23 protein-coding genes are annotated in these 24255 nt (G+C 64.0%); 12 read left to right on the forward strand and 11 right to left on the reverse strand.

The window, feature by feature from the left end; all coding sequences use genetic code 11:
• The 7 genes from AC0L3O_RS01435 to AC0L3O_RS01465 all read right to left on the reverse strand — a co-directional run bounded on the left by AC0L3O_RS01435 (position 1) and on the right by AC0L3O_RS01465 (position 4535).
• Complete coding sequence (locus AC0L3O_RS01435; protein WP_023797596.1) at positions 1 to 219, reverse strand: formate dehydrogenase; 219 nt, start codon at positions 217 to 219, stop codon at positions 1 to 3.
• Between the two features lie 33 nt (positions 220 to 252).
• Entirely contained in the window at positions 253 to 924 is a 672-nt protein-coding gene (locus AC0L3O_RS01440; protein ID WP_023797597.1) for a TorD/DmsD family molecular chaperone, read from the reverse strand.
• A gap of 103 nt (positions 925 to 1027) precedes the next feature.
• Positions 1028 to 1729: a DUF3306 domain-containing protein gene (locus tag AC0L3O_RS01445; protein WP_128166282.1), complete on the reverse strand. Its 702-nt coding sequence runs from the start codon at positions 1727 to 1729 to the stop codon at positions 1028 to 1030.
• Positions 1726 to 2238: a DUF3305 domain-containing protein gene (locus AC0L3O_RS01450; protein ID WP_023797599.1), complete on the reverse strand. Its 513-nt coding sequence runs from the start codon at positions 2236 to 2238 to the stop codon at positions 1726 to 1728. Before AC0L3O_RS01450 ends, AC0L3O_RS01445 begins: the two co-directional genes overlap by 4 nt.
• A 13-nt stretch (positions 2239 to 2251) precedes the next feature.
• A complete protein-coding gene (locus AC0L3O_RS01455; protein WP_473614573.1) occupies positions 2252 to 3268 on the reverse strand; it encodes a DUF6352 family protein in 1017 nt (338 codons plus the stop codon).
• Positions 3265 to 3807, reverse strand: a complete 543-nt coding sequence (locus AC0L3O_RS01460; RefSeq protein ID WP_287219756.1) for a DUF6505 family protein — start codon at positions 3805 to 3807, stop codon at positions 3265 to 3267. The genes AC0L3O_RS01455 and AC0L3O_RS01460 overlap by 4 nt, the downstream gene beginning before the upstream one ends.
• On the reverse strand, positions 3798 to 4535 hold the full coding sequence (locus tag AC0L3O_RS01465) for a biotin/lipoate--protein ligase family protein (protein ID WP_128166286.1): 738 nt from the start codon (positions 4533 to 4535) through the stop codon (positions 3798 to 3800). Before AC0L3O_RS01465 ends, AC0L3O_RS01460 begins: the two co-directional genes overlap by 10 nt.
• 101 nt (positions 4536 to 4636) lie before the next feature.
• On the opposite strand from AC0L3O_RS01465, the gene AC0L3O_RS01470 reads away from it, so the two are divergent.
• Positions 4637 to 6676, forward strand: a complete 2040-nt coding sequence (locus AC0L3O_RS01470) for a 4Fe-4S binding protein (RefSeq protein WP_473614575.1) — start codon at positions 4637 to 4639, stop codon at positions 6674 to 6676.
• A gap of 246 nt (positions 6677 to 6922) precedes the next feature.
• Positions 6923 to 8158, forward strand: coding sequence for a GGDEF domain-containing protein (locus AC0L3O_RS01475; protein WP_473614727.1), 1236 nt, complete (start codon positions 6923 to 6925; stop codon positions 8156 to 8158).
• A gap of 9 nt (positions 8159 to 8167) precedes the next feature.
• Here the strand turns inward: AC0L3O_RS01475 and AC0L3O_RS01480 are convergent, their stop codons facing one another.
• Entirely contained in the window at positions 8168 to 9454 is a 1287-nt protein-coding gene (locus AC0L3O_RS01480) for a hypothetical protein (protein WP_473614576.1), read from the reverse strand.
• A 109-nt stretch (positions 9455 to 9563) separates the two neighbouring features.
• On the opposite strand from AC0L3O_RS01480, the gene AC0L3O_RS01485 reads away from it, so the two are divergent.
• Positions 9564 to 9770 carry a DUF6494 family protein gene (locus tag AC0L3O_RS01485; protein WP_031254328.1) on the forward strand — a complete coding sequence of 69 codons (207 nt, stop codon included), beginning with the start codon at positions 9564 to 9566 and terminating at the stop codon, positions 9768 to 9770.
• 42 nt (positions 9771 to 9812) lie between these two features.
• On the opposite strand, the gene AC0L3O_RS01490 is transcribed toward AC0L3O_RS01485, so the two are convergent.
• Positions 9813 to 10688 carry a substrate-binding domain-containing protein gene (locus tag AC0L3O_RS01490; protein WP_473614577.1) on the reverse strand — a complete coding sequence of 292 codons (876 nt, stop codon included), beginning with the start codon at positions 10686 to 10688 and terminating at the stop codon, positions 9813 to 9815.
• Between the two features lie 100 nt (positions 10689 to 10788).
• On the opposite strand from AC0L3O_RS01490, the gene AC0L3O_RS01495 reads away from it, so the two are divergent.
• The 5 genes from AC0L3O_RS01495 to AC0L3O_RS01515 are packed head-to-tail and all read left to right on the forward strand — an operon-like array spanning position 10789 to position 16207.
• Positions 10789 to 11481 (forward strand): ABC transporter permease, encoded by a 693-nt coding sequence (locus AC0L3O_RS01495; protein ID WP_128173391.1) that lies wholly within the window; start codon positions 10789 to 10791, stop codon positions 11479 to 11481.
• 2 nt (positions 11482 to 11483) lie between these two features.
• Positions 11484 to 12206 (forward strand): ATP-binding cassette domain-containing protein, encoded by a 723-nt coding sequence (locus AC0L3O_RS01500; RefSeq protein WP_128166679.1) that lies wholly within the window; start codon positions 11484 to 11486, stop codon positions 12204 to 12206.
• Positions 12207 to 12214: 8 nt separating this feature from the next.
• Complete coding sequence (locus AC0L3O_RS01505; RefSeq protein WP_473614728.1) at positions 12215 to 13066, forward strand: ABC transporter substrate-binding protein; 852 nt, start codon at positions 12215 to 12217, stop codon at positions 13064 to 13066.
• A 41-nt stretch (positions 13067 to 13107) separates the two neighbouring features.
• Entirely contained in the window at positions 13108 to 14238 is a 1131-nt protein-coding gene (locus tag AC0L3O_RS01510) for a molybdopterin-binding protein (RefSeq protein ID WP_473614579.1), read from the forward strand.
• Positions 14239 to 14245: 7 nt separating this feature from the next.
• Positions 14246 to 16207: a molybdopterin biosynthesis protein gene (locus AC0L3O_RS01515; protein WP_473614580.1), complete on the forward strand. Its 1962-nt coding sequence runs from the start codon at positions 14246 to 14248 to the stop codon at positions 16205 to 16207.
• Positions 16208 to 16217: 10 nt separating this feature from the next.
• Here AC0L3O_RS01515 and mobA read toward each other — a convergent pair whose 3' ends face one another.
• Entirely contained in the window at positions 16218 to 16850 is a 633-nt protein-coding gene (mobA, locus tag AC0L3O_RS01520; protein ID WP_473614581.1) for a molybdenum cofactor guanylyltransferase MobA, read from the reverse strand.
• Entirely contained in the window at positions 16840 to 17730 is an 891-nt protein-coding gene (gene fdhD / locus AC0L3O_RS01525) for a formate dehydrogenase accessory sulfurtransferase FdhD (RefSeq protein ID WP_473614583.1), read from the reverse strand. Before fdhD ends, mobA begins: the two co-directional genes overlap by 11 nt.
• 181 nt (positions 17731 to 17911) lie before the next feature.
• On the opposite strand from fdhD, the gene AC0L3O_RS01530 reads away from it, so the two are divergent.
• The 4 genes from AC0L3O_RS01530 (at position 17912) to fdhF (ending at position 24209) form a co-directional block, all read left to right on the forward strand.
• Positions 17912 to 19168 (forward strand): molybdopterin molybdotransferase MoeA, encoded by a 1257-nt coding sequence (locus tag AC0L3O_RS01530; protein ID WP_023797618.1) that lies wholly within the window; start codon positions 17912 to 17914, stop codon positions 19166 to 19168.
• A gap of 129 nt (positions 19169 to 19297) precedes the next feature.
• On the forward strand, positions 19298 to 19537 hold the full coding sequence (locus tag AC0L3O_RS01535) for a sulfurtransferase TusA family protein (protein WP_031254334.1): 240 nt from the start codon (positions 19298 to 19300) through the stop codon (positions 19535 to 19537).
• Between the two features lie 207 nt (positions 19538 to 19744).
• Positions 19745 to 21418 (forward strand): NADH-ubiquinone oxidoreductase-F iron-sulfur binding region domain-containing protein, encoded by a 1674-nt coding sequence (locus tag AC0L3O_RS01540; RefSeq protein ID WP_473614584.1) that lies wholly within the window; start codon positions 19745 to 19747, stop codon positions 21416 to 21418.
• Between the two features lies 1 nt (position 21419).
• Positions 21420 to 24209 carry a formate dehydrogenase subunit alpha gene (gene fdhF, locus AC0L3O_RS01545; RefSeq protein WP_473614586.1) on the forward strand — a complete coding sequence of 930 codons (2790 nt, stop codon included), beginning with the start codon at positions 21420 to 21422 and terminating at the stop codon, positions 24207 to 24209.
• Positions 24210 to 24255: the final 46 nt, after the last annotated feature.

The following is a 24255-nucleotide window of genomic DNA, read 5'->3' on the forward strand; positions in this document are numbered from 1 at the left end:
TCATTTCTTCAACGTCTCATAACCGTTCACACGGTAGAATGCCTTGACGTGCTCGGTCTCGCGGTAGCGAGCCCTCGTCTCCTCCTCACCGGGATCGTAAGCTTGCGCTTCTCCTGGGGTGAGCGTCACGGCGGCGGCGGCCACGGCGGTAGTGGATGCGCCGCCGAAGGCGCGAAGGAAACTGCGGCGGTTCATTGCCGTCTGTTGCTTTTCCTGCATCTGCCTTCCTCCCTATGCGTCGACGCGATCAGGTCACGAGCTTGGTCGCGCCTCCATGGCAAAGCCTTCGGCTTCGATGTCGATGAAAATCCGCCCCAACGCGCCGACTGCCCGGTAAAACCTAGCCGAGGCCGCGTTTTCCAGATCGGCCAAGAAACGGCTCGCCCACGGCGCGATGTGACGTTCAAAGAAGTCCCGCTCCTCGCCGGCGGGAACCACGAAATGGGTGGCGGCAAAGCCGCTCATGATCTCGAACAGCGTGCCGAGATGATCTTCCGGGTCAAAATGACCGTCCGCGCGTTCAAGGCCGAGGCGCCTCATGTCCCCGCGCAGGCGGGCAAGCGGCCGTTCGTTGAGAAAGCCGGTCAGGTAGTAGGAGGCGTAGGGAACGAGTTCGCCGCGCCCGACCCCGATGAAGAGCTCGAAATACTCGCGACTGACGGCAACCGGAGAGGCTGAAGAAGCGGCCTGGCCGAGTGCGGCATGAGCCTTGCCGAGCGGGGTCTCGGCGTCGCCTCGCAACCCGGAAAGCCGCGCCATGAGGTTTGCATCCGGAGCGGCCAGGAGAAGCGTGGCGAGCAGCGCGTACTCATCCGCGCGTGCGCTGTTCACGTCGTTGACGTCAGCATCTTCTACGCCGGGAACCAGAGCGTCAGCTCCGAACGACGTGCCGATTGCCTCCTCCAGGCGCAAGTCTGGGTTCATCTACTGACCTCGACCGTGCCCCTCAACGAGTGGGTAAAGTGAATACTAGTGCCCCGCCCGGCAATTGCAACAGCGACTGTGCCAAAATGGCAACAAATCCAGATCAGCGCGGCATGGCGCCGCCATGGCGTCGCTGGCGATCGATCGGCGATGATTCCGCGGCGCCGGCGCCGGCGCCTTCGTCGCGGTCGATGGCGGTCCCGGCGCCGTCGGCCGAAGGAGATTCGGGGTTTGCCGGTTCGATCGAACTGTCCGGCGTGACAGAATCCGACCCATCGGCTGAGGCGTTCACGCCCTCGTCCGCCAAAACGGCGCTGGTCGCTGGCGCCTTCTCCGGCGCCTGCGAAGCCATGGCGGCGGGTGCCGGATCGGTCGGGTTGCCGCCGTTCGACAGGAAATCCACGACAGCTTCGCTGGATGCTTTCAAGGGGCCGAATCCCGCCATGGATCCAGGGCTGTTGAAGTCCCAGGCATATTCGGAAGGCCCGATATGATCACGAATTGCCGGATCGAGCGACCACATCTTGCGCAATGCGGCGCGCTTCAACATTTTGGGCACGCCTTTGCGCAGGAAGGCTGAGAGATCGCTTTGAGCGGTCAGATCCTCGAGGCGAGGGAGGGGCTCGGCGGGCTCGGCGGCCTCCGGCTCGACAATTGCTGGTGCAAGCTGCTCACCAGTATCGGCTGGCGCCGCAACTTCGTCAGGCGAAAGCTGATCGTTCTGCGGCCCCGCAGTCGAACTGTAACGCGCCGCCTGTTTCAGGCGCGACCAGCGGGCGAAGACATTGTCGCGTCCCGCGCTCATTCGGCATCATCCGTCGTTCCGGAACGAGGACCGCGCCTCGCCAGGGCATCAGGGTCCGCCCGATCGCGCTTGCGCTTGATGAAAGGACGCTCGACGTGATGCGTCTCGACAAAGGCGGCCAGCCATTGCTGAAGCTCGATCGGCATCGGCACGGCCTCGATGATGTCGGGGCCAGCCTCGGTCAGCGACTCGCCCTCGAAAGGGTCAGCGGTCACCAGGTGCAGCACAACTCCGGGTGGAGCATCGCTCGACCGGAGCGCGATCCACAGGCTAGGCCGCCCCGAACGGAGGTTGTCCCGGTACATGCCCGTGTCGCACCCGAAGAGCTCAAGCTTGAAAGTTCCGGCATAGAAGCGCGTCACGCCGTCTGATTCGTGCAGCACCGACCATGGCGCCGCGCTCGGCGCGCCCGCCAGCACGGCCACGGGAACCCAGACATGGTCGATCCACGGGTTGTCCAGAGCCCGTCGCTCGACGATCACCCCGACTTCCGCCGTCTCCCGCACCATGGCACCAATCCTCCTAGTTCACCGTCCCTGGGGCGCGAAACGGCAGGCCTGCGACAAGGTTCTGCGGCTTCATGCGGATCGTTCGGTCAGGGGTCATGGCCATTATGAGCCAGACGGGCCTGGCGCCCACCTGCGGCAGTACTTCGCCTGTGTCGGAGAAGGTGAGCCGGAACAGTGCAATCACGCGCTGTGCAGCCTCCGGGTCAAGTTCATCGCCGGCCCAGAGCGTGTTGCCGATGCGGGTCGCTTCGGCGTCGAGGCCGACGAACCAGGCCCAGTCCTCGTCCTCGATCCGCTCCACCGGCTCGATCTCCACGTCCACCGCAAGTAGATGGCGAACCCAGATCTCCATTGCTGTGGCAAGGCCGCGCCGGGTCGGACTGCGCGCGCTGCCCAGCTTGAGCACCATATCGAAAGCGTCGCTCCTGGCGAAGTAACGCTCGGCATTGTTCTCGTCGAGTATCTCCAGTTCGGTGACGGCTGGGCCACCAAGCATGTTCAGGAGTGGCGAGGCATGGCGGTTCTGTTCATGCAGCTCTATGGTTTCGGCATCGGCGAGAAGCACGGCGCCCTCGTTAGACGTCACCCGTTGCGGCCGATAAAACAGCTCCGCGGCTCGCACGACGCAGGCGTCGTGCTGACCATCCAGCGCATTGCGCAGGACGACCTGCGCAAGCTGGTTCATGAACAGCGGCGGGATAGTTTCGGCCGAGCCGTGCGCCAGCGCGAGATATGCGGCCTCGAGTGAGGGAGCGGCCAACACATGGTCGCGAAAGGCGATCATGAACTCCCAGTTCTCGCGCGCATCCGGGTCCTCCAGGGCGGCGATCTCCTGCTTCGCGACCGGCCGGCGCGGATGATGCATCAAAAGCTCGTGATGCAGGCGCAGCTCCGCCGGGCAGGCCGTTTCGGGAGGGAGAAGCTCTGGCCGCGCAAAATATGCCTTCAGAAAGGAGTCGGTCACCAGCAGGCGCCCGGCCTCATCCCTGTCGAGAAGGTGATGACCTGAGGAAACCCAGAAATCCTTCACTTCTGCCTCCCGGCCAATGCTAGGAGATCGAACTTTGCCGTCGACTCCTCCTCGCCGTCGATTTCGACAAAGCGGAATGCCGTTGCCGGCTCCAGCCGGCTCGCCTTGCGATGCAGGGTTCGGAAACACTCGCGGGTGCCGGCCTGTTCGCTGGTGCGGTTGACCGCAATCAGCGTGTTTGGCGGGTGGTCGCACAGCGATTGCGCGAATTCTATCTCCTCTTCGGCGGCGACGCGCGCCGTTTCGGTGTCCGGCGCACCGCATCGCACCACAAGCTGCTCGGCCAGCCGATCGACGGCCGCGGCGCGATCATGCACGGTCGCGTCCGTGACCACGACGAGGGTGGACCAGCCGAAGCTATCAATGCCGAGGAACCCGGCGCGGAACGCCTGCCGTTGCTTGCCGGAAAGCCTGGCCACATCGGCGCCGAAGAACAGGAAGGTGCCGGTCACCGCCCATTCGCCCGGTTCTGCAGCGCGCGAATAGACAAACGTATCCGATGGATCGAGGCGGATCGTTCGCGGCAGCTTCAAAGCCATGGCGTGCCCGTCATCGGATCGAGCCAGGAGGGCCTGGCAAGCGCCTCGGGCAGGCTTCTTCGCTCGCGAAGCCCGTGAGAGGCCGTGTGGGAAATTAGCAGATCGCCGTTGCCGGCAAGCTCTGCATGCTCATCGCCCTTTCGGGGCAGCCGGTCGAGCCAGCGGCTGGCGATCGAACCGAAGCCGGTATCGCTCCATTCGTGGAATGCGGCCATCAGATGGCGGGAGAAGCTCGCAACGATCTCACCGGCATCGAGCGCCACGAAGCCGAGTTCGTCAAGCGCGCCAAGCAGCGGCCGCAGACCGGGCTCGCCGGCGCGGATGACGGCGGTGCGGATCATGCCGGAGAAGACGATCCAGTCGGGGATTTCGTTCTCCCGTGCCCCTTCCGGCCAGCCTAGGCGGGCGCCGCCGACGAGAACCCCGTCGACGCGAACAGTGTCGGGCCAGTCGAAGGTGATGGGCCGCGACGGCGGAGCATGGACCGCAAGCGCATCGGCAAGTGCGTTCATGCCGGCATAGATCGCGCGACGCGCATCCTCCAGCGGCTCTTCAGGCTCGAGCACCACTGCGAATTCGGCCAGATCGTAGCGGCGCACCCAGGCAAGCGTGCCTGCGCCTTCGTCCGCCGCTATCGCGCAGGCATGCGCAAAGGCGTCACCGGCCTCTCTCAGCGGCACGAGGCTGTAAGGCGGTGGCAGTTGGATGTCGCTGACAGAGGGCCGCATAGGCCGATCCATATTTTGATGACGGCGACTGTAAAGTCTTTATAATACTTCCAGGCAAGAGGCGCTACCGCGTGGGCAAGGAAGATGCCACGGGAGTCGGGATGAGCCTGCAGAAACAACGCACGGTCCTGGTCTGCTCCTGCGAGCGGAGCATGCCGCGCTTCGGCGCCAGCGTCGCCCGCGGATGCAAGGGCGGACGGGTCGAGGCGGGGGACCAGTTCTGCGGCGCGGAACTCGACCGGGTGCGCAGCGCCCTGAGCGGCGGCGAAGCAGTCACCATCAGCTGCACGCAACAGGCGCCGCTTTTCGGCGACCTTGCCGAGGAACTCGGTTTCGCAGGCGATCTGGTTTTCGCAAACATTCGCGAGACGGGCGGCTGGTCGCAGGATGCTGCTGCTGCCGGCCCGAAAGCGGCGGCGCTGCTTGCCATGGCGGCCGAACCCGCTTCGCCACCAGCGCTCGTCACGCTTTCGAGCAACGGTGTCGTCCTGGTCTATGGCTGCGACGCGACGGCGATCGATGCGGGCCGGCAACTCGCCGAAAAGCTGGACGTCACTGTGTTGCTTAGCCGTCCGCGCGAAATCGCGCCGCACCGGGTCTGGGATTTTCCCGTCTTGCAGGGAACGATCCGGCAAGCGCGCGGCCATCTTGGCGCCTTCGAGCTGACAGTCGACGATTTCGCGGCGCCCAATCCATCTTCGCGCGATCGGCTTGGCTTTGGGATATCGCGGGATGGCGCGGTCTCGAACGCCGACATCATCCTTGATCTCTCCGGCGGGGCTCCGCTTTTCCCTGCTCATGAATTGCGCGACGGCTACGTGAAGGCCGATCCCGGCGATCGCGCCTCCGTCGCCGTTGCGATCGCAACGGCAGCCGATTTGGTTGGCGAGTTCGACAAGCCGCGCTTCATCGATTTCTCCTCCGATCTGTGCGCCCATTCGAGATCGCGCATCACCGGCTGCACACGGTGCCTCGACCTGTGCCCGACTGGGGCGATAACGCCCGCCGGGAACCACGTCGCGATCGATGCGGAAGTATGCGCCGGCTGCGGCAGCTGCGCGGCGGCATGTCCCACGGGCGCTGCCGCCTACGCCGTGCCGGATGCCGAGTCGCTGCTTCGGCGGCTGCGGACGCTTCTTGTCACCTATCGTGAGGCTGGCGGCCTGGATGCGATTGTGCTTTTCCATGATCTCGGCCATGGCGAGCCGCTGATCGACGCACTTGCCCGCTTCGGCGCGGGTCTGCCCGCAAATGTCCTGCCGGTCGCGGTGAACGAGATAACCCAGTTAGGGATCGAGGCGTGGACCGCGCCGGTCGCCTGGGGCGCTTGCGCCGTAAGGGCGCTGTCGTCGGCCAAGCCAAGGCATGAGCTTACCGGAATTGCCGCAAACATCGCAATCGCCAATCTTTTGAGCCGGTCTCTCGGTTATGGCGCGGAGGTCTGCGGATTGATCGAAGTGGACGATCCCGACATACTCGCCTCGGCGCTCGACCTGATTACTCCAGATGTTGCGTCGCGGCGCCCGGCGGCATTCCTGCCGCTCGGCAAGAAGCGCAGCCTGCTGACGAGCACCATGCTCGAGCTCCATCGAGCCGCGCCGACGCCGGTCGACCGGGTGGCGTTGCCTGCTGCAGCTCCGTTCGGCGGCCTGGACGTCAATGTCGACGGCTGCACGCTCTGCCTCTCTTGTGTCTCGGCCTGTCCAACCGGGGCGCTTTCCGACAGCGAACAGCAGCCGGCCCTGTATTTTTCCGAGAGCGCCTGCGTGCAGTGCGGCCTTTGCGCCGCGACCTGCCCGGAGAAGGTCATCACCTTGACGCCGCAGGTCGATTTCCAGGCATGGGGTGCTCGCAGCCGGGTCGTGAAGCAAGAGGAGCCGTACAACTGCATCCGCTGCGCAAAGCCGTTCGGCACAAGGAGCACCGTCGAGCGGATCGTCGCCAAGCTCGAAGGCCAACACTGGATGTTTGCAGGCGAGAACGCACGGCGGCTCGACCTTGTACGGATGTGCGACAATTGCCGCGTCGATGCGGCGATGAATGAGGGCTTCGATCCTTATGCAGGCCCTGGTCGCTCGCCGCCGCGAACCACTGAAGACTATCTGCGGGAGCGCAAGGCCTCGAGCGACAAGGCGGTCTGAGCCCTCGGTCTGAGCCCTCGCTTTGGACTGCCCCTCGACATAGGTCGGGTGCACCGCCTTGCCGGCGTCAAGCGGAGAGCCGGCTTCGAGGGTTGCAATCAACACGCAAATAAACGGTTTTAGCAATCAAATCTTAGGCATAGCGTGACATGCTTGCCGCTCGGCTGACCACCGGGTGGCTCGAATGGATGTATGGGAAAGGGGGGCCTCAGGGCCCGTCGATTGGTAGATCGAACGCACCTCGACATGCAGGACGATCCTGCCGTCACGGCGGAAGTTGAGCGACTTCTGGCGCAGCGCACGCGCGACATCCGGCTCAAAGGCGAGATCAAGCGCCTGTTTCAGGCACGTGTCTGGTCGCAAACGGCCAAGATCATCCGCGCCTGGATGACATGGGTGGCGTTCCTGGATGTCCTGACGCTGGCGCTCAACCTGGTGATGCTTCCAAGGTCGATCGCGCTATCCATGCTCTTGCCTGGCGCCATCATCCCTCCCGTCGCTGCAGCCGTGGTCTTTGTCTGGCGAAAACGGCGCCCGTCCTGGGTCCAGGGGGTTTCCCTGATCACAGGCATGTTCCTCATCCTGTTGTCGATCGTATTGGTCGGCGCAAGCGCCGGCGGCGAGTTCTACGAACGGCACTTGAACATCATGCTGTTCGTAGCGATTACCGCCATCATCATCTTCGGCGTCCCTCAGGCATGGACCGTGACGGTCGCGGCTTTGGCTCTCGGTCTCTATCTCGTCTTCCAGGTGCAGAACCCGGGCCTTGAGATTGGCAATGCGGTGGCTGCCACGTTGTTTTTTGCCAGCGGCATTCTCGCTACGGTCGCCGCGCGGCGTACGATGACAATTCTAGCTGAGAAGACTTTTCTGTTCGAGCTTCGAGACCGACACAGGGTTGCCGAACTGGCAGAAGCGAACGATCGGCTAGAGCTTCTGGCGAGAACCGATCCGCTGACCGGCGTCGACAATCGGCGCCGGATGACGGAAACGCTCGACCACGTCTGGGGCGGTGGCGGCAAATGCCCCGGCGGCGCCGCCATGCTGATGTGCGACATCGACGACTTCAAGAAGCTCAACGATCGTCTCGGTCATGCCGAGGGCGATCGTTGCCTCATCGAGGTCGCCCGCTTGATCCGGGAGAACGTGAGGCGCGATCGCGATCATGTTGCGCGCTACGGCGGTGAGGAATTTCTCGTGCTGCTTCCAAGTGTGAACGGGCAGGAGGCCGCCATTGTAGCCGAGCGAATTCGCGAGTGTGTGGAAGCTGCTCGTCTTCCTAATCCTGGATCCCGCGTGTCCCGCTATATCACCCTCAGCATCGGCGTGGCGGTCCAGGCGCCGGACCAGGCCATTTCGCCGGAGCAGCTCCAGCGCCAGGCCGATGAAGCACTCTATGTTGCCAAGCAGACTGGACGCAATCGGGCGGTGTTCCACAGGCTGGAGTCATCGAGCCTTTTGGGCGCTCGGTCGATGCGGTGATGTCGAAGTTCAGTCGGTGCGTGTCTCGGCCTGAAGAAAGCGGATCAGGGCTGCCCGATCCTCGGCATTGCTGATCGTCTGTTCAGGCATCTTGGTGCCGGGGGTGTAGGCGTTCGGACCCAGCTCGAACAGCTCTGACACGGTTTCCGGTGTCCAGACGATGTCCATTTTCCGGAAAGCGGGCGAATAATGGTAACCCGGCACGGACGCTATCTTGCGCCCGAAAATGCCATGCAGCGTCGGCCCGGCTCGATGGCCATCGTTCGGGTCGAGCGTATGGCAGGCAACGCAGGCGCGAAATACTTCCGCGTCCGGATTGCCTGCGTATCTGGCCATCGGATCGGTGCTGCCGGCCGCAGCCGCCCCAAGCCGCTCGCCCGTCTCGACGTTCCATTCCCGCACCAGATGGTCGGCGCCGCCAGCCAGAAGCGTCTTGCCGCCAGCCGCGAACGCAAGCGACCATACCGCCACGCCGGAGGTGTCGAGCGTGCGGATGGTGGAGAGGCTGATGGCGTCCAGCAACAGGATTCCATCACCGATGCCGGCGACGGCGAGATAGTTCGCGTCTGGGGTGGCGTCGAGAGCAATCACCGGTTTGCCCAAGACCGGAACTTCCAGCTGCACTTTGCCGCGCCGGTCGAGCAGCCGCAGCTGCCCGTCAGCACCTGCGACGAACAGGCGGTCGCCGGACGCTCTTGCTAGCGCGTTGAGCGGCGTCGGCATGATGGCCCGAAGCGGAGCCGCCCCAGCCTGGCTCGGCCAAAAGATGACCGTCGCGTCATAGCCGGCGCTGACGAGGGTTGCGTCCGCCAGGAAGGCGAGCGCATTGACGTTTGCACGATGGCCTTCGAGGACGCGCGCTGGCCCACCGGCAAGCGGCCAGAGCCGGACGGTGGTGTCCCAGGACGCCGAAGCCAGCATCGATCCGTCGGGTGACAGTTCGAGGTCGGCGACAGGCCCGGTGTGGCCCTCCAGGATGCGGGCCGGCTCGCCTCGACCGATTTGCCAGATCGCGATGCGACCATCCGTACCGGCGCTGGCAAAGCGCCCGTTCGGCAATGCAGCGACGGCAGTTACCTCACCTTCATGAAAGAGCAGCACGTCGCGTGCTTCGCCGGTCTCAAGCGACCAGATGATTGCCTTGGTATCAAAACTGCCGGTTGCCACCGTCTTTCCGTCCGGCGCCACGGAAATCGCCCGCACCGGACCGCCATGCCCGCGCAGTTCCGCACCATGTGCCGTCGCGCCGGCGAGGAAAACAGCAGCGAGCAAAGCTGTTGCGAGCGTCTTATGCATTGCGCATCATACGTTTCCGTGTTCCGCTGGCGGGCAGCGTCTTTGCCGGGGAACAGCATGCGATCGCGACCCGACCAGCCGCACAGTCCAAGCTATTAGAGGCAATCCTATGACTCAAAACATGGAAACCGATGCCTTCAACGTGTCGATGCGCAAGTTCCTGAAGCAGGTCGGCGTAACCTCGCAGCAGGCGATCGAAAAGGCCGTGGCGGATGCGGGACTGAAAGGGCAGGGGCGCCTGACCGTGAGGGCCGTGATCACGGCCGAACGCGCCGGTCTGCACCACGTCGTCGAAGGCGACATCGACCTTGGCTGAACAGGTTCGGCGGTGCGCCCGGCGCCCCATCGACACCCCACATCAATGGAAGAACCGGACCTGCCCGGCCGGGCTCGTGTCATAGCCCGTGAGTTCTGCGGCGCGCTGAGCGAAGCTGTCCTGCGCCATGAAGCGGATCAGCGCCTGGATCGAAGGCTGGAAATAGGTGCGCTGCCGCATCAGCAGATCGAAATTCTCCCACGCCAATGACACGAATTCGAGGCCGGCGGCGCGCGCGGCGGCGCGTGTGGCGATGCCGCAATCGGCCCTGCCGGTCCGGATCGCGGCAGCGAGTTCCGGCCCTGTCAGGCATGGCGGCTCGAGCCGGTTCAACCGCCTCTGGCTGGCGCCGGCGCGGGCGACCAGGACATCCAGCAGCATTTGGGCTCCGGCCCCGACCTGGCGCATCGCGATCTTGGCGCCGCTTTCTAGGACATCGGTCAGGCTGTTGAGCGATCGGGGGTTGCCCGGCGGCAGCAGCAGCCCTTGTTCGCGCCGCGTGAAACCGATCAGCACCGCATCGTGCAGCCGCGGCATGGCGCGCGCGGCCTCCACATTGGGGTCGGCGGCATCACCGTGGAAATGGATCGCCGCAGCGGCAATCTCGCCACGCAAAAGACGCGCAACGCCGCCTGCCGTCCCCTCGGTCAGCGAGGCGAGGCCAGAGCCCGCCTGACGAAGGCTCCATTCAAGCAGGTCGTCCTGGCTGCCGCCGACTATGGGCGGCGGCTCGGGCGCAATCATTCCGTCGGGACGCGCCAATCCCGACATAACCCACCGGTCGAGCTCGTTACGCGGAAACAGCCATTTGCCCGTCACTTTGCTGCACGGGATGCTGTTTTTGGCGACCAGCTCGTAAAGCTTGCGTTCGCCAAGGCGCAAATAGTCTGCGGCTTCTGCAGTCGTCAGCAAATCCATCCTGCAATCTTATGCATATTCCTGCGCCAGTTCAATTGTTTGACGAATGCGGAGTAAATGCAGCAGAAATAGCAGGACGACCCAGCGCAGGTGAAAGGGTATGTCAGAAGGCCTAAATGCATGGCAGCTTATCGCGAGTGGCGACGCGACGCTGATCTCGATAGTGCGGCTTTCGCTGACCATTACCCTGGCCGCCGTTGCAGTTGCGGCCGTCGTGGGACTGCCGCTCGGGGCGTTGCTGGCACTGACCCGTTTTCCGGGACGTTCCGCGCTCGTCGTGCTTGTCAACGGCTTCATGGGCCTGCCGCCCGTAGTCGTCGGCCTGACCGTTTACCTGCTGTTGTCGCGATCAGGGCCGCTCGGCGCGTTCGGCCTGCTGTTCACACCGGCCGCCATGGTCATCGCGCAGGCGCTTCTCGTCCTGCCGATTATCGCGGCTCTGACGCGCCAGACCATCGAGGATTTGTGGCGCGAATATCGCGACGAACTGACGGCGATGGGCGTCGGCCCGACAGGCCGGGTGGCGACGCTCTTGTGGGACAGCCGTTTCAGCCTGATCACCGCAATGCTCGCCGGCTTCGGCCGGGCGGCCGCCGAAGTCGGCACGGTCATGATCGTCGGCGGCAATATCGAGGGCTTTACCCGAACCATGACCACCACGATCGCGCTCGAAACATCAAAGGGAGACCTGCCGCTCGCGATCGGGCTCGGCGTCATCCTGATCGGCCTTATTCTTGCCATCAATGCCGCTGCCTGGGGCCTGCGATTGTGGTCGGAGCAACGGGTGGCTTGATGATGCGGGCCGCGCTGACCGACCTTCCTCTCGTTCTGGACCGGGTCTCGCTCAGCGCCGGCGCCACGACCATGCTCGACCGCCTGAACCTGGCGATTGCTCCCGGTGCGCCGACACTGGTGCTCGGTCCCAATGGCGCGGGCAAGACGTCACTGCTTCGGGTTTGCATGGGACTTGCCGCGCCTTCCGCAGGAACTGTGAGCTGGGGTGGGCGCACCGATCGCGGCCTCGGCCGCCGGGCAATGCTGCTCCAGAAACCGGTGATGCTGCGCCGCTCCGTCGCCGCCAACGTGGCTTACGGACTGGCGCAAGCTGGCTGTCCGCGCCATCGTCGCGCGACACGCACCGAGGAACTTCTCGATCGTGTGGGCCTTCTGGGCCTGGCGGCGCGACCTGCGCGGCGCTTGTCCGGCGGCGAGCAACAGCGCGTGGCACTTGCCCGCGCACTGGCGCGCGAACCCGAGGTCCTGCTGCTCGATGAGCCCACCGCCAGCCTTGATCCCGCTGCAACCCGCCATGTCGAGGAGATCATCCTCATGGCCTCCCAATCGGGCACCAAGATCGTCATGGCTTCGCACGATCTCGGTCAGGTGCGACGGCTCGCGGGAGATGTCGTCTTCCTCGTTCGCGGCCGACTGTGCGAGCACGCCAGCGCCGGTGATTTTTTCGATCGCCCCGCATCCGCAGAAGCTGCAGCCTTTATCCATGGGGAACTCGTTCTTTGACTGCGGAAATGGAGCTTCCAGTGCTGAACCGTCGGCAGTTTACCGCAATTGCGGTCATTTTGACCTTCCTCGCCTCCAGCGGCGCATCGGCCAGCGCACAGGAACAGTCGATCGTGGTGGCCTCGACGACGTCGACGCGGGATGCCGGCCTTTTCGACCACATACTGCCGTTGTTCACCACAAGGACCGGTATCGAGGTGAGGGTGGTCGCGCAGGGAACCGGCCAGGCGCTCGACGCCGGCCGCCGGGGAGACGCAGACGTGGTCTTCGTCCATGCCAGGGCGCAGGAGGAGAAATTCGTCCAGCAAGGTTTTGGCGTGAGACGCTTCGATGTGATGTACAATGATTTCGTCCTGATTGGGCCCAGAAGCGACCCGGCCGGCATCAAGGGTTCGCCGGATATCGCAGTCGCCTTGACATCGATCCAGAGCAAAAAAGCTGTTTTTGTTTCCCGCGGCGACAAATCCGGAACCCACTTTGCTGAACTCGGACTCTGGAAGGCGGCAGGTGTCGATATCGCGGCGGTGGGGGACCCCTGGTACAACGAGATAGGGCAGGGCATGGGCGCTGCGCTCAACACAGCCAGCGCCATGGATGCCTATGTGCTTTCCGATCGCGCCACATGGCTGGCGTTCAAGAACCGCGGCGAACTGGAGATCGTGGCCGAAGGCGACAAAAGGCTGTTCAACCAGTACGGCGTCATCCTGGTGAACCCCGCGAGGCATCCGAACGTCAAGGCCGAACCCGGCCAACGCTTCATAGATTGGCTGATCTCGCCGGAAGGACAGCAGGCGATCGGCGAGTACACCATTGACGGCCAGCAACTCTTCTTCCCGAACGCTGAGCAGCAGCGCTCCTGAAGTCGGTTGCAAAGCGGTTCGCATCTGCCCCATCATCGGACATGATGAGAATGCAGCCTTCCATCGGCGCGCTTACCGGTCTCGAAGCGGCTCTCGCCGCACTCCTCGACGGAGTGGAGCCGGTCGCGCCCACTCTTTTGCCGCTTGACCAGACGCCTGGGAAGATCGGCGCCGCCATGCCGCCCCTGGCACGCACGCAGCCGGTCCGCGACACGGCAAAGACGGATGGCTGGGCGTGCCGCGCGCTTGATCTTGCCGGTGCGTCGGCCTATTCGCCGCTGCCGCTGATGGCATTTCCGGTCTGGATAGAAGCAGGCGGCGCCATGCCGGAGGGATGCGATTGCGTTCTCGAGGCAGATCTCATCGATTGCAGCGGCCCGATGCCCCAGGCGCTCGATGAAGCAGTTCCGGGCCAGGGCGTGCGACGCGCTGGCGAGGACATGGCGGCGGGCCGACCGCTGATCATTGCTGGGCACAGGCTGTCGGCCGCGGACCTCCTGACCGTGCGAAGTGCAGGGATTGGTGAAATTGCGGTGCGGATGCCGCAGGTGCGCCTGATCGATGTCGCCGCCCCAACGAGCGATACTTTCACGGGCCATCTTGTCGCCGACCTCGCAAGAGCTTCTGGCGCGACGGTGTTCGATATCGAAACGGTTTCGCGCGACGCCAAATCCGTCGCCCAGGCGCTTGGCAATGCAGCCGGCGATCTGATCATCCTGATTGGAGGCACTGGTGCGGGGCGCGCCGACGCTACAGCCGACGCGCTTGCCGCGCGTGGGGCGCTCATCGCCCACAACATAGCGCTACAGCCCGGCCGAACCGCGGCGATCGGACGGCTCGATGCGGTCCCGATCATTGCTCTGCCCGGCGCGCCCGATCAGGCTCTTGCCGCCTTTCTGGCGCTGGTTCAGCCGGCTATTGATCGCCTGACGGACAGGAGCGCCCGGCGACAGACGGTCCTGGCGCTGGAGCGGAAAATCTCGTCCACGGTCGGACTGGCCGAGATCGTCCTGCTGAACCAGCAACAAGACAGATGGCGGCCGCTTGCGATAGGAGATTTTTCGCTGGAGGCGATCCGCCTGGCGGATGCATGGCTTGCCATTCCAGGGGGCAGTGAGGGTTGGGCCGCGGGAACAGCTGTCGGCGCCTTTGTGTTCGACGATCCCAGATGAGTCGGTGATGACCAGATCCACCCGCCCAGATACCGGCCAGGAGCATACCGGCCAGGAGCAGTTCCTGACGGTCCTGTCGCGCGACGAGGCGCTCGCCCGTTTCGAGGCGGTGCTATTTCCCAGGACGACCCCGACCGAAGAACTGATGCTGGCGGATGCGCTTGGGCTGCCGCTTGCCGATGATGTCAGGGCTCCGATCGACGTGCCGCCCTTCGACCGTTCGAACGTCGATGGTTTTGCCGTGCGCGCCGCCGACATCGCCACCGCGTCGGAGGCGCTTCCTGCCAGGCTCCTGCTCAACCGCGAAACCATCGCCTGCGGTGTCGCCCCGCAAATCCCTGTGCTGGCAGGCACCGCCACCTCGATCGCGACGGGCGGGCCGGTGCCGCGCGGCGCCGATGCCATCGTCATGGTGGAGCATACACACCCAGCCGAAGGCGATGCCATCGAGGTCAGGCGCGGAGCCTCGCCCGGCCAGTTCATCTCGCATGCCGGATCCGACATTGCCCGCGGTGAGGTTCTGCTGCGCGCCGGAACGGTGATCGGCTCGCGTGAAATCGGCATGCTTGCCGCCTGTGGAATTGCGCTGGTGACGGTGGCGCGCAAGCTGCGGGTGGCGGTTTTGTCGACCGGCGACGAACTTGTCCAACCAGGCGACACCCTGCGACCCGCCGGCATTTACGACGCCAATGGCGCAATCGTCAGCGCCGCGATAACCGAAAATGGCGGCCAGGCGAGCTTTCTCGGCGCCTATCCGGATGACGAAGCCACACTCGAAGCCGCCATGCGCGAGGCGCTGGCGGCGCATGACGTGCTGATAGTGTCGGGTGGGACGTCCAAGGGCGCGGGTGATGTCAGCCACCGCATCGTGAACCGTCTCGGCGCGCCCGGCATCGTTGCCCATGGCGTGGCGCTGAAGCCGGGAAAGCCGCTTTGCCTCGCCGTCTGCGACGGCAAGCCGGTCGTCGTGCTGCCGGGCTTCCCGACTTCGGCCATGTTCACCTTCCACGACATGATCGTACCCGTGCTGCGCCGCATGGCGGGCCTGCCGCCCAGGACCGAAGCGAAGGTCGCGGCAAAGGTTCCACTGCGCATTCAGTCCGAACTCGGCCGCACGGAGTTCGTGATGGTGTCGCTGGTCGAGGGTGAGCAGGGGCTGGTCGCCTACCCCACCGGCAAGGGCTCGGGGGCGATAACGTCCTTTGCCCAGGCCGACGGCTTCATCAGCATCGAAGCTCTAGCCGACAATATGCCTGCCGGAAGCGAGGCATCGGTGACGCTGTTCACGCCGCACGTGCGTGTTCCCGATCTCGTGGTGATCGGCAGCAACTGCACCGGGCTGGATCTTGTCGTGGGCATTCTGTTTCGCGCCGGCCTGACGGTGCGGTCCATCGCGGTCGGCAGCCTGGGCGGCCTTGCCGCGGCCAGGCGGGGCGAGTGCGATATCGCGCCCATCCATCTCTTCGACACCAGGACGCAAAGCTACAATGCGCCGTTCCTGAGCGAAGGCCTCGAACTCGTGCCGGGATGGCGACGCATGCAGGGCATCGTCTACCGACCGGGCGACCTGCGCTTCCACGGGACCGACCCGGAGGAGGCGGTGCGAGCCGCACTCGCCGATCCCAATTGCATGATGGTCAACCGCAACCAGGGCTCGGGTACGCGCATCCTGATCGACCAACTGCTTGGTGCGGCGCGTCCCGACGGATATTGGAATCAGCCCCGCTCGCACAATGCCGTCGCGGCGGCCGTCGCACATAACCGAGCCGACTGGGGCGTCACCATTGCGCCGGTGGCGCACTCAGCCGGGCTCGATTTCATTGCTTTGAAGGAAGAGCATTATGATTTCGCGCTGGTCTCTGCCCGCAAACAGCGACCCGCGGTGCAGGCCTTCCTAACCGCGCTCGCTTCGCCTGAATTCAACGAGGCGGTCGAGCGCATGGGTTTTACCCGACCTGGCCAAGTGTGAGATATCCGGGTTAAGGGTCGGCAAGGTGCCCAACCAGCCGTTCGGCCTCGGCAAAATCTTCGACCGTGTTGACATTGAAGAAGGGATCCACCGGCTTGTCCGGCCAGGACTGGGTTGCAGCCTTGTAGCGAGCCGTCCACAGGTCGATCTTGCGAACGCCCTCTTCGACCAGTGCATGGCGTAGCGCATCTCGCATCGCCACTTGCCACAGCCCGATGACAGGATGCGTCCGACCCGCTGACATCGCCACCGCCAGATCCGCAGCTTTCGCCATGCGCGCCCGATGCAGCCGTTCGACGAGGTCGCGCGGCAAGAAAGGACAGTCCGCTGCGACGCTGACGATCCATTCGACATCGGGCCTGTTCGCCGCGGTCCAGTCGAGGCCCGCAAGCACGCCGGCAAGCGGGCCCGGATAATTCTCGACCGGGTCGGCGACGACTGGTAGGCGAAAGCGGTCGAAGCGGGCAGGGTCGCCATTGGCGTTCAGCAACAGCCCGTCGCATTGCGGGCTGAGGCGCTCGAGGACACGCTCGAGGATGGTGAGTCCGTCGATCCGACGCATCGATTTGTCGCCACCGCCCATGCGCCGGGCGAGCCCGCCGGCGAGAACGACGCCCAGGGTCGGCACCTTCTCATTCGCCATCGTCGGCTCCCTTGCGTCTGTGACGCGGTGCTTCCTCGTCGACGGAAGCGAGGTCCTGGTCGAAGACGATGCGGTCCGCGCCCGATAGCACGGCGAACCGCTTGCCGCGCGCCCGACCGACCAGCGTCAGGCCGGCCTGACGGGCCAGATCTACTCCCCAGGCGGTGAAACCCGAGCGCGAGACGAGGATCGGAATGCCCATTCGAACCGTCTTGATCGTCATCTCCGACGTCAGCCTGCCCGTCGTGTAAAGGATCTTGTCAGCGGCATCGATGCCGTGGCGATACATCCAGCCGGCGATCTTGTCGACGGCGTTGTGGCGCCCGACGTCCTCCATGTAGCAGATCGGCGTGCCTTCCTTGCAAAGCACGCAGCCATGAATCGCGCCCGCTTCAAGATAGAGCGACGGCGTCGTGTTGATCGTGCGGGTCATTTGGTAAAGCCAGGAGGTGTGCAGCGCGGCTGGCGGCAGAGTGACATCGAGCGCCTCGAGAAGATCGCCGAAAGCGGTCCCCTGCGCGCAGCCTGAAGTCTGCGTCCGTTTTCTAAGCTTCTGCTCGTAATTTGTGTTGCGCTCGGTACGGACGACCACGACCTGCACGTCGTCGTCATATTCGACCTCGGTTACGACGTCGTCAGATTTGAGCATGTTCTGATTGAGCAGGTAGCCCAGCGCCAGATATTCGGGATAGTCGCCGATCGTCATCATCGTGACGATCTCCTGGGCATTCAGATAGAGCGTCAGCGGGCGTTCAACGGGGACGCGGATTTGAATAGCGGCGCCCGTATGATCGATGCCGCTGACCTGTTCGGTCAATCGGATGTCATCCGGGCTCGGCATGATGATGGCGGGGTCTGGTCGGGTTTTCATCTGTTGCATGGCGCTCTCTTGAAATTACAATCCCGCTCGCCGGAGTGGACGCGTTACCTCCGGCTTGACCTGCACTATATAGCCTGTTCAAACCGATGCCGGTCCACAAAAGCGCGCACAGGCGCAGACTGGGCTTGCCGGATGGCGCCGAGCTGCCGGCTCGGCCAGATCCATAGAGGCTGAAGGCTCGATGGCGCAACTTTCAGATGACTGCTTCGCTTTCGGCGGCCCGATGCGATCGCTCGATGATACAGCCGCACTGATTGCTTCACGGCTGACCGTTGTCGACGAGACCGAAACCGTCCAGCTGGCGATTGCCGATGGCCGCGTCCTGGCGAGTGATCTGGTGGCGCCGCTGCCCCTGCCGCCTTTCACCAACTCAGCAGTCGACGGCTATGCACTGCGCGGCGACGACCTGCCGGGAACCGTTGAAAAAGCCTTGCCGGTGAGCGGCAGGATCCAGGCTGGGATGGCGCCGGATCGGCACGCCGCGCCCGGACAAGCCATACGCATCTTCACCGGCGCTCCGCTGCCGGAGGGGGCAGACACGGTCTACATGCAGGAAGATGTTCGTGTCGACGATACCGGCAGGGTCATTCTTCCGCCCGGCCTGAAAAGAGGAGCCAACGTGCGGCCGGCGGGCGAGGACGTCGCAGCAGGCAAGGTGGTCCTGCAGGCCGGCCAGCGCATGCGCCCGCAGGATGTTGCGCTCGCCGCGGCGCTCGGCATGACGCAGATCGATGTGCGGCGCAAAGTTCGCGTCGCGATCTTCTCGACCGGCAACGAGATCGTCGCGCCGGGAAAGGTCCGGGGACCGGCCCAGCTTTTCGATTCGAACCGCTTCATGCTGATGGCCATGCTGGCAAGATTGGGCTGCGAGACCACCGATTTGGGCATTCTGATCGACGACAGCAGGCTGATCGCGGATGTGCTGAGCAAGGCTGCGCCAGGACAGGACCTGATCCTGGCGTCCGGCGGGGTCTCGACCGGGGAGGCCGACTGCGTCAAGGCCGCCGTCGAGAGTGTGGGCACCCTGGTCTTCTGGCGGGTGGCCATAAAACCCGGCCGCCCAGTCGCCATGGGGGTGATCCGGGGAACAGCCTTCATTGGGCTGCCCGGCAATCCGGTGGCGAGCTTCGTCACATTCGCCCATATTGCGCGCGCCGCGATCTTTGCACTGGCCGGCGCACGGCAGCAGCCACCAATTTCGCGGCCGGTGCGGGCCGCCTTCTCCTACCGCAAAAAGCCGGGGCGACGCGAATATGTGCGGGTAAGCCTGCGTGGGACGCAGGATGGCACATATGAAGCCGTCAAATTCCCGCGCGAGGGCGCTGGCATGCTGTCTTCTTTGGTTCAAACGCACGGCCTTGTCGAACTCGGCGAGGAAATAGCCGAGGTCGAGCCGGGCCAGACCGTTCAGTTCCTTGCCTATTCGGACCTGTATTGACGAACGCCGTCGAGCCGGTGGGCATGCAGTATGCCAAATGCGGTGCGACGCCTGGCCGCTCTCAACTGCAGTATACCCTGGGTCGGCGACCGTTGACGACCGGTAAGCGGTCCGCCATGGTGCGCCACCATGACGACGAGACAGCTCGATCTGACGGGATTGAAATGTCCCTTGCCGGCGCTGAAAACCCGCAAGGCGCTCAGCGGCATAAGCCCAGGCGAGCGCCTTGAGGTCCGTTGCACCGATCCGCTGGCAGCCATAGACATTCCCAATCTGATCAACGAAATGGGCGACCGCCTGGAGGCGATGCAACGGCAGGGAGACCACATCGTTTTCTTGATCGAGAAGGCGCAAGCTGCCCCGGTATAGGCCGTGCGACAAATCAGGGCGCAGATCAGTTCTGTCGCGGCGCCCCGGCCATGCTAAAATTGTCAAACCGGCATTTGGTTCAACTTGTCTGCCAAGTCGATTTGTGTGCCAAGTCCTTGATCCAAGGTGCGCCGGGCTGAGGGAGCTCACAACCACATTGGTGGCGGGAGCCGCCTTCCTCAGACGAAGGGTCCGGGAGGAGAGAGGATGACAATGCAGCAACGGCGATCTCCCGATCGCGGACCCAAAGGGCGGGCGCTGGATGATGTTGCCCTGGCCGAGGTCCGGGAACTTCTTGGCCATCGCGAACGGCGCCGGGATCTGTTGATCGAATTCCTGCATCTGATCCAGGACCGCTACGGTTGTCTGTCGGCCGCGCATCTGCGAGCGCTTGCCGAAGACATGCGCCTGTCCCAGGTGGAGGTTTACGAGGTCGCGACCTTCTACGACCATTTCGATATCGTCAGGGAAGGCGAGGCGAGACCCGCGCCGCTGACAATCCGGGTGTGCGAATCGATAAGCTGCATGCTGGCGGGCGCCGAACACCTGATTGGCGAACTGGCCGCCAAGGCCGACCCGAAGACGGTCCGCGTCATGCGTGCGCCCTGCATGGGCCGCTGCGCCACAGCGCCCGCGGCGCGCATTGGCGACCGTGAGGTCGACCAAGCCAGCAGCCATATCCTCATCGATCTGGCTCGCTCGGGCGATACGAAGGTTGTCGTGCCCGATTATGTTGGCCTTGATGCCTATCGGGCCGCTGGCGGCTATCAGCTTTTCCGGAAGGTGAAGGCGGGCGAGATCGGCATTGACGCTATCATCGACACCATGGAGCACGCCGGTCTGCGCGGTCTCGGCGGCGCCGGCTTTCCGGCCGGCAAGAAATGGAGCTTCGTGCGTGGCTATCCAGGGCCGCGGCTGATGTCGATCAATGGCGACGAAGGCGAACCTGGCACTTTCAAGGACCGCATCTATCTTGAAAAGGATCCGCACCGCACTTTCGAAGGCGCGCTGATCGCCGCCCACGCGGTCGAGGCCGAGCGCATCTATTTCTACATGCGCGACGAATATCCGGCCGTGCTCGCCATTTTGCGCGCCGAGATCGCGGCGCTCGAGGCAGCCGGCATCGTCAAGCCCGGTTTCATCGACCTGCGGCGCGGCGCCGGCGCCTATATTTGCGGCGAGGAAAGCGCGATGCTGGAAAGCATCGAGGGCAAGCGCGGCATGCCCCGTCACCGGCCTCCCTATATTGCCGAAGTCGGACTTTTCGGACGCCCGACACTCAACCACAATGTCGAGACGCTGTGGTGGATTCGCGACATCGTCGAGAAGGGACCCGATTGGTTCGCCGCGCAGGGCAAGCCCGGCCATCAGGGAATTCGCTCCTGGTCGGTTTCCGGACATGTGAAGGAGCCGGGCGTCAAGCTGGCCCCGGCCGGCGTCACCGTGCGCGAACTGATCGAGGATTATTGCGGCGGCATGGCAGACGGGCATGAATTCAAGGCCTATCTGCCAGGTGGAGCCTCGGGCGGCATCCTTCCGGCGTCGATGGGCGACATTGAACTCGATTTCGGCGGCGAACTCGCCAAACAGGGCGCCTTTGTCGGCTCACATGCGGTGGTCGTGCTTTCGCAAGCCGACAACATCAGGGATGTGACCCTCAATCTCATGAATTTCTTCAAACATGAGAGTTGCGGGAAATGCACGCCGTGCCGGGAAGGAACCGAAAAGCTGGTAACGCTCTTGAAAGAGAAGGGCGTGCCGAATGAGACGGCGATGCGCGACCTTGAAACAGTGATGCGCGATTCCTCCATCTGCGGTCTCGGCCAGGCGGCGCCAAATCCGGTCAATCACCTTTTGACGCATTTTAGGGATGATCTTTGAAATGGCAGATGGCGTCATATTCACCCTCGACGGCAAAACGGTCACAGCCGCTGACGACGAGACGATCTGGGACGTTGCAAAGCGCGAAGGCACCAGGATCCCGCATCTGTGCCATGTCGACATGCCCGGCTATCGGCCAGACGGCAATTGCCGCGCCTGCATGGTCGATGTCGAGGGCGAACGGGTGCTTGCCGCCTCCTGCATCCGCAAGCCTTCCGCCGGAATGGTGGTGAAGACGAATACCGAACGGGCTACGAAATCGCGCCAGATGGTGTTCGAGCTGCTCGCCAGCAACATGCGGCCGGCGGCCGACGGTCCGGATCAGCAGTCGATGTTCTGGCAGTGGGCTGGTTCGATGGGCATTTCCGGCGCTCGCTACAGCTCTAAATTCGCCACCGATGATGTCCGGCCAGAATTCGACATCACCAATCCCGCCATTGCCGTCAATCTCGACGCCTGCATCACTTGCGGTGCCTGTGTCCGGGCCTGCCGCGAAGTCCAGGTCAACGATGTGCTTGGCATGGCCGAGCGCGGCAATCACTCGCTTCCCGTCTTCGACATGCACGATCCGATGGGCCTGTCGACCTGTGTCACCTGCGGTGAATGCGTGCAGGCCTGCCCGACCGGCGCGCTCTACGAAAAGTCGCTGATGGATAACGCAGGCAAGACCCGGGTCATCCAGGAATTCGACAAGGTCGTCGACACGCTGTGCCCGTTCTGCGGCGTCGGTTGCCAGACCAGCGTTGCGGTCAAGGACAACAGAATAGTCCAGGTCGATGGCCGCAATGGCTATGCCAACGAGAACCGGCTCTGCGTCAAGGGTCGTTTCGGCTTCGATTATGCGATGTCGCCTGAACGGCTGACCAAGCCGCTGATCCGCCGCGACGATGCGCCGAAGTCGGGCGATGCCGATATGCGCGGCGTCGATCCGCTGACCGTGTTTCGCGAGGCTAGCTGGGAAGAGGCGCTCGCGCGCGCCGCCGGCGGGCTGAAGACGATCCTCAGGGATCATGGCGGGCAGGCGCTGGCCGGTTTCGGCTCGGCGAAAGGCTCGAACGAAGAGGCCTATCTGTTCCAAAAACTGGTGCGCCAGGGTTTTGGCACCAACAATGTCGACCATTGCACGCGGCTTTGCCACGCATCCTCGGTGGCGGCGCTGATGGAAGGCGTCGGTTCGGGTGCGGTTTCGGCGCCCTTCAACGACGCGCTGAAGGCCGAATGCATCATCGTCATCGGCGCACGGCCGACCACCAACCATCCGGTCGCCGCGACCTATTTCAAGCAGGCGGCCAAGCGCGGCGCCAAGCTGATCGTCATGGACCCACGCGGCCAGGACCTGATGCGCCATGCCTCGCATTCGCTGCGGTTCAAGGCTGGCAGCGACGTCGCCATGCTGAACGCGCTGATCCACGTCATCGTCGAGGAAAAGCTCTATGACGAGCAGTATATCCAGGCCAACGCTTCCGGATTCGAGGCCCTGAAGGCCAAGGTGAAGGATTTTTCGCCCGAGGCGATGGCCGAGGTCTGCGGCGTCGAGGCCAGCGTGCTGCGCGACGTCGCCCGCACCTACGCGACCGCCGAGCGGTCGATCATCTTTTGGGGCATGGGCATTTCCCAGCACACACACGGAACCGATAATGCGCGCTGCCTTATCGCTCTGGCGCTGATCACCGGACATGTCGGCCGGCCAGGCACAGGCCTGCACCCGCTGCGCGGCCAGAACAACGTGCAGGGCGCATCCGATGCCGGGCTCATCCCGATGTATTTTCCGGACTACAGATCAGTCGAGAATGTCGACATTCGCGGCCAGTACGAGAATTTCTGGGGCCAGACGCTCGACCCGAAACGCGGCCTGACGGTCGTCGAAATCATCGACGCCATCCATGACGGCGAAATCAAGGGCATGTACATACTGGGCGAGAACCCGGCCATGTCCGATCCGGACCAAACCCATGCCCGGCAAGCACTGGCCATGCTCGACCATCTCGTGGTGCAGGACATCTTCCTGACCGAGACAGCCTGGCACGCAGATGTGGTGCTGCCAGCCTCGGCGCATGCCGAAAAGCTCGGCACATACACCAACACCAACCGGCAGGTGCAGATCGGCCGGCCGGCGCTCGACATGCCGGGCGAAGCGCGCCAGGATTGGGAACTGATTGTCGAACTGGCGAGGCGCATCGGTCTGGACTGGAATTACGGCCATGTCTCCGAGGTCTATGCGGAAATGGCTGATGTGATGCCGTCCTTGAAACATATCTCCTGGGACCGCATCGAGCGCGAAGGTTCGGTGATCTATCCGGCCGACGGACCCGACAAGCCCGGCAATGAGATCATCTTCTCGTCCGGATTCCCGACCGCGGACGGACGCGGCCGCATCGTGCCGGCCGATTTGCTGCCGCCTGACGAAGTGCCCGATGAAGAGTTTCCACTGGTGCTCACCACCGGCCGCCTGCTCGAGCATTGGCACACCGGCTCGATGACCCGCCGGGCGGGCGTGCTGGACGCGATCGAACCACAAGGCATCGCTGCGATGAACCCTTATGAGATCAAGCGGCACGGCCTGCGCCGAGGAGAGATGATTGCGGTCGAGACCCGGCGCGGGACGGTAGACGCCATCCTCCGCGCCGACCGGGAGGTCGCCGACGGCATGGTGTTCATGCCGTTCTGCTTCAACGAAAGTCCGGCCAACATGCTCACCAATCCGATGCTGGACCCCTACGGCAAGATCCCGGAGTTCAAATACTGCGCCGCGCGAATTGCGCCGGCGGCGAAGGCCCAAGCTGCCGAATAAACCAGTACCGCGCGCCATCTGTGAACGGTTGCCAGCTGCCGCCCGC

The sequence above is a fragment of the Mesorhizobium sp. WSM4810 genome (assembly GCF_055811235.1).

Excerpts from the sequence above, each read along its gene's own strand:
- AC0L3O_RS01515 (WP_473614580.1), top strand. The coding sequence starts at position 14,246 with ATGACCAGATCCACCCGCCCAGATACCGGCCAGGAGCATACCGGCCAG.
- AC0L3O_RS01505 (WP_473614728.1), top strand. The coding sequence starts at position 12,215 with ATGGAGCTTCCAGTGCTGAACCGTCGGCAGTTTACCGCAATTGCGGTC.
- AC0L3O_RS01460 (WP_287219756.1), bottom strand. The coding sequence starts at position 3,807 with ATGGCTTTGAAGCTGCCGCGAACGATCCGCCTCGATCCATCGGATACG.
- AC0L3O_RS01510 (WP_473614579.1), top strand. The coding sequence starts at position 13,108 with ATGATGAGAATGCAGCCTTCCATCGGCGCGCTTACCGGTCTCGAAGCG.
- fdhF (WP_473614586.1), top strand. The coding sequence starts at position 21,420 with ATGGCAGATGGCGTCATATTCACCCTCGACGGCAAAACGGTCACAGCC.
- AC0L3O_RS01495 (WP_128173391.1), top strand. The coding sequence starts at position 10,789 with ATGTCAGAAGGCCTAAATGCATGGCAGCTTATCGCGAGTGGCGACGCG.
- AC0L3O_RS01480 (WP_473614576.1), bottom strand. The coding sequence starts at position 9,454 with ATGCATAAGACGCTCGCAACAGCTTTGCTCGCTGCTGTTTTCCTCGCC.
- AC0L3O_RS01450 (WP_023797599.1), bottom strand. The coding sequence starts at position 2,238 with ATGGTGCGGGAGACGGCGGAAGTCGGGGTGATCGTCGAGCGACGGGCT.
- AC0L3O_RS01435 (WP_023797596.1), bottom strand. The coding sequence starts at position 219 with ATGCAGGAAAAGCAACAGACGGCAATGAACCGCCGCAGTTTCCTTCGC.
- fdhD (WP_473614583.1), bottom strand. The coding sequence starts at position 17,730 with ATGCAACAGATGAAAACCCGACCAGACCCCGCCATCATCATGCCGAGC.
- AC0L3O_RS01540 (WP_473614584.1), top strand. The coding sequence starts at position 19,745 with ATGACAATGCAGCAACGGCGATCTCCCGATCGCGGACCCAAAGGGCGG.
- AC0L3O_RS01485 (WP_031254328.1), top strand. The coding sequence starts at position 9,564 with ATGACTCAAAACATGGAAACCGATGCCTTCAACGTGTCGATGCGCAAG.
- AC0L3O_RS01490 (WP_473614577.1), bottom strand. The coding sequence starts at position 10,688 with ATGGATTTGCTGACGACTGCAGAAGCCGCAGACTATTTGCGCCTTGGC.
- AC0L3O_RS01535 (WP_031254334.1), top strand. The coding sequence starts at position 19,298 with ATGACGACGAGACAGCTCGATCTGACGGGATTGAAATGTCCCTTGCCG.
- AC0L3O_RS01475 (WP_473614727.1), top strand. The coding sequence starts at position 6,923 with ATGCAGGACGATCCTGCCGTCACGGCGGAAGTTGAGCGACTTCTGGCG.
- AC0L3O_RS01445 (WP_128166282.1), bottom strand. The coding sequence starts at position 1,729 with ATGAGCGCGGGACGCGACAATGTCTTCGCCCGCTGGTCGCGCCTGAAA.
- AC0L3O_RS01500 (WP_128166679.1), top strand. The coding sequence starts at position 11,484 with ATGCGGGCCGCGCTGACCGACCTTCCTCTCGTTCTGGACCGGGTCTCG.
- AC0L3O_RS01465 (WP_128166286.1), bottom strand. The coding sequence starts at position 4,535 with ATGCGGCCCTCTGTCAGCGACATCCAACTGCCACCGCCTTACAGCCTC.
- AC0L3O_RS01470 (WP_473614575.1), top strand. The coding sequence starts at position 4,637 with ATGAGCCTGCAGAAACAACGCACGGTCCTGGTCTGCTCCTGCGAGCGG.
- AC0L3O_RS01440 (WP_023797597.1), bottom strand. The coding sequence starts at position 924 with ATGAACCCAGACTTGCGCCTGGAGGAGGCAATCGGCACGTCGTTCGGA.
- AC0L3O_RS01530 (WP_023797618.1), top strand. The coding sequence starts at position 17,912 with ATGGCGCAACTTTCAGATGACTGCTTCGCTTTCGGCGGCCCGATGCGA.
- mobA (WP_473614581.1), bottom strand. The coding sequence starts at position 16,850 with ATGGCGAATGAGAAGGTGCCGACCCTGGGCGTCGTTCTCGCCGGCGGG.